This is a genomic window from Dactylosporangium sp. NPDC005572 (genome assembly GCF_040605515.1).
GTDB lineage: Bacteria > Actinomycetota > Actinomycetes > Mycobacteriales > Micromonosporaceae > Dactylosporangium.
On the sequence record NZ_JBEXCY010000178.1, the window covers coordinates 21,407 to 24,372 of the forward strand.

3 protein-coding genes are annotated in these 2,966 nt (G+C 72.2%); all 3 read right to left on the reverse strand.

What is annotated here, in order from left to right; all coding sequences use genetic code 11:
- The coding region (locus tag ABZS66_RS47210; protein WP_354769595.1) for an ABC transporter ATP-binding protein at positions 1-939 on the reverse strand (939 nt) is incomplete at its 3' end.
- Positions 936-1,841, reverse strand: a complete 906-nt coding sequence (locus ABZS66_RS47215) for an ABC transporter permease (RefSeq protein ID WP_354769596.1) — start codon at positions 1,839-1,841, stop codon at positions 936-938. The genes ABZS66_RS47215 and ABZS66_RS47210, both read right to left, overlap by 4 nt.
- Positions 1,842-1,854: 13 nt before the next feature.
- On the reverse strand, positions 1,855-2,811 hold the full coding sequence (locus ABZS66_RS47220) for an ABC transporter permease (protein ID WP_354769597.1): 957 nt from the start codon (positions 2,809-2,811) through the stop codon (positions 1,855-1,857).
- Between the last annotated feature and the right edge of the window lie 155 nt (positions 2,812-2,966).

A 2,966-nucleotide genomic window follows, 5' to 3' on the forward strand; every position in this document is an offset into this window, starting at 1 on the left:
GCCGGTCTCGACGAGCTCCGGGCGGGTGAGGCAGGCCTCGCGGCCGTGGCTGCGGGTGCAGCGGGGCCGGAAGGCGCACCCGTCGGGCAGCCGCTGCGGGTTCGGCGGCTGCCCGCCGATCGCCGGCAGCTCCTCGACGCGGTGGTACAGCTTCGGCAGGCTCTGCAGCAGCGCCCGGGTGTACGGGTGTCGGCCGTCGTGGAAGGCGGCATCGACGTCGGCGGTCTCCACGACGCGGCCGGCGTACATCACGATGACCCGCTGCGTCATCTCGGCGATGACCCCGAGATCGTGGGTGATCATCATGAGGGCGGCTCCCGTCTCCTGCTGCACGCGCCGGAGCAGGTCGAGGATCTGCGCCTGGATCGTGACGTCCAGGGCGGTGGTCGGCTCGTCGGCGATGATGAGCCGGGGCCGGTTGGCCATCGCGATGGCGATCATCGCCCGCTGCCGCATCCCGCCGGAGAACTCGTGCGGGTACTGCCTGGCCCGGCGCTTCGGGTCGGGGATGCCGACCTCGGCGAGCAGCTCGACCGCGCGGTCGGCCGCGGCCCGCCGCCCCAGGCCCGGATTGTGCTGGCGCAGCCCCTCGCTGACCTGGGTGCCGACGGTCATCACCGGGTTGAGCGCGGTCATCGGGTCCTGGAAGACCAGGCCGATCTCCTTGCCGCGTACCTTCTGCAGCTCCCGCTCGCGCATCGCGACGAGATCGCGACCGGCGAAGTGGGCGTGCCCGGAGACGACCCGGCCGGCCGAGGGCAGCAGCCCGAGCGCGGACATGACGGTGACGCTCTTGCCGGAGCCGGACTCGCCGACGATGCCGACCGTCTCGCCGGGGTGGATGTCGAAGCTGACCCCGTTGACGGCGCGCACCACCCCGCCGTGGACGCGGAACTCGGTGACCAGGTCGGCCACCCGCAGCAGCGGTTGCCCGTTCATCGGTCCCTCCTCGGGTCCGCGGCGTCGCGCAGCCCGTCGCCGACGAAGTTGACGGCGAGCACGGTCAGGGCGATCGCGATGCCCGGCGGCAGCCACAGCCACGGCATCGTCTCGAGGATGGTCAGCGACTGGGCGTCGTTGAGCATGTTGCCCCAGCTCGCGGTCGGGGGCGGCACGCCCAGGCCGAGGAAGGACACGGTGGCCTCCAGCAGGATCGCCTGGGCCACGGCGAGGGTGGCCACGACGGTGAGCGGCGCGATCACCACGGGCACGACGTGCCGGCGCAGGATGCGGGCCGGGCCGGCGCCGAGCCCGGCCACCGCGACCAGGGAGTCCTGTTCGCGCAGCGACAGGGTCAGGCCGCGCACGATCCGGAACGGCGTCGGCCAGCCGAACAGACCGATGGACAGGATGAGCGTCGGCAGGCTCGGGCCGACGAACGCCGCCACCACGATGATCACGATGAGGCTGGGGAAGGCCAGCACGACGTCGGCGAAGCGGCTGAGGATGCCGTCGACCCAGCGGCCGAAGTAGCCGGCGACCGCGCCGAGCGTGAGCCCGATGAGCGTCGCGACGAGCGCCGAGCTGAGCCCGACGAGCAGCGAGATCCGGCCGCCGACGAGCAGCCGGGCGAGCACGTCGCGGCCGGCGGAGTCGGTGCCGAGCGGGTGGCCGTCGCCGGGCGCCTGGCGGATCGCCGTCGGCACGACCTGGTTGGGGTCGGTGCCGAGGAACCAGGGCAGGACGATCGCGGCGAGGGCGAACAGGCCGAGCATGACCAGCCCGGCGACGGCGAGGCGGTGCCGGAAGAACCGGCGGACGGCGAGCCGCCCCGGCGAGACGGCACCCGCGGCTGCGGGCGCGGCGGCCGTGAGCGCCGGCGGGATGTCCGTGGCAGTCATGGGTACGGGCCTCCTACAGCCGAATCCGGGGGTCGATGAGCGCGTACGCCAGGTCGGCGAGCAGGTTGCACAGCAGCACGAGGATCGCGACCGCCATCACGAACCCGAGCAGCACCGGGTAGTCGCGGGCGAGGACGGCGTCCAGGGCCATGCGGCCCATGCCCGGCCAGGCGAAGATCTGCTCCACGACCACGGCGCCGGCGAACAGCGTCGGGATCTGGATGGCCACCACCGTGACGAGCGGGATCAGCGCGTTGTGCAGCGCGTGCCGGCCGATCACCCGGCGCGGGGACAGCCCCTTGGACCGGGCCGTGGTCAGGTAGTCCTGGCCGAGGACCTCCAGCATGCCGGCCCGGGCGTAGCGCACGTAGGGCCCGGCGAGCGCGAAGCCGAGGATCGAGGCCGGCAGCACCAGATGGTGCAGGGAGTCGACGAACCCGCCGCCGCCGATCGAGTTCATCCCGCTGGTGGGGAACCATTGCAGCTTGAGGCCGAAGATGTAGATGCCCAGCAGCGCGGCGAAGAAGCTCGGCACCGAGATGGCCAGCAGGCTCACGACCGTGGTGCCGTAGTCGACGGCGCTGTTGCGCCGCAGGGCCGCCACGATGCCCATCGGGATGCCGACGAGCAGCGAGATCAGCAGCGCGGTGCCCATGAGGGAGACCGTCGGGCCGAGCCGCTCCGCCATCACCTCGGTGACCGGCTGGCCGCTGCTGAAGGAGAAGCCGAGGTTGCCGTGCAGCAGCTCGGCGACCCAGTGGGCGTACTGCACCGGCGGCGACGAGTCCAGGCCGAGCTGATGGCGCCGCAGCGCGACGGCCGCGTCCCGGTCGCCGGAGAACGACATCGGATCGATCATCATCTCGGCCGGATCGCCCGGCATGAGCTGCAGCAGGACGAACAGCAGCACGCTGATGCCGATCAGCACCACCGTGGACACCAGCAGGCGCCGGATGATGAAGGCGACCAACTACTCACTCTCCTTGCGGACGGGGCCGGTGCCGCCGCGCGCTTCCGGCGCGGCGGGCCCCCCGGGGCTGAGGGGGGGGGGCACGGGCCCGGGGCGCGCCTATAGGTATATGACACCACTTTAAAACATTGACAAGCTGTGTGGTAGTGGTTTGC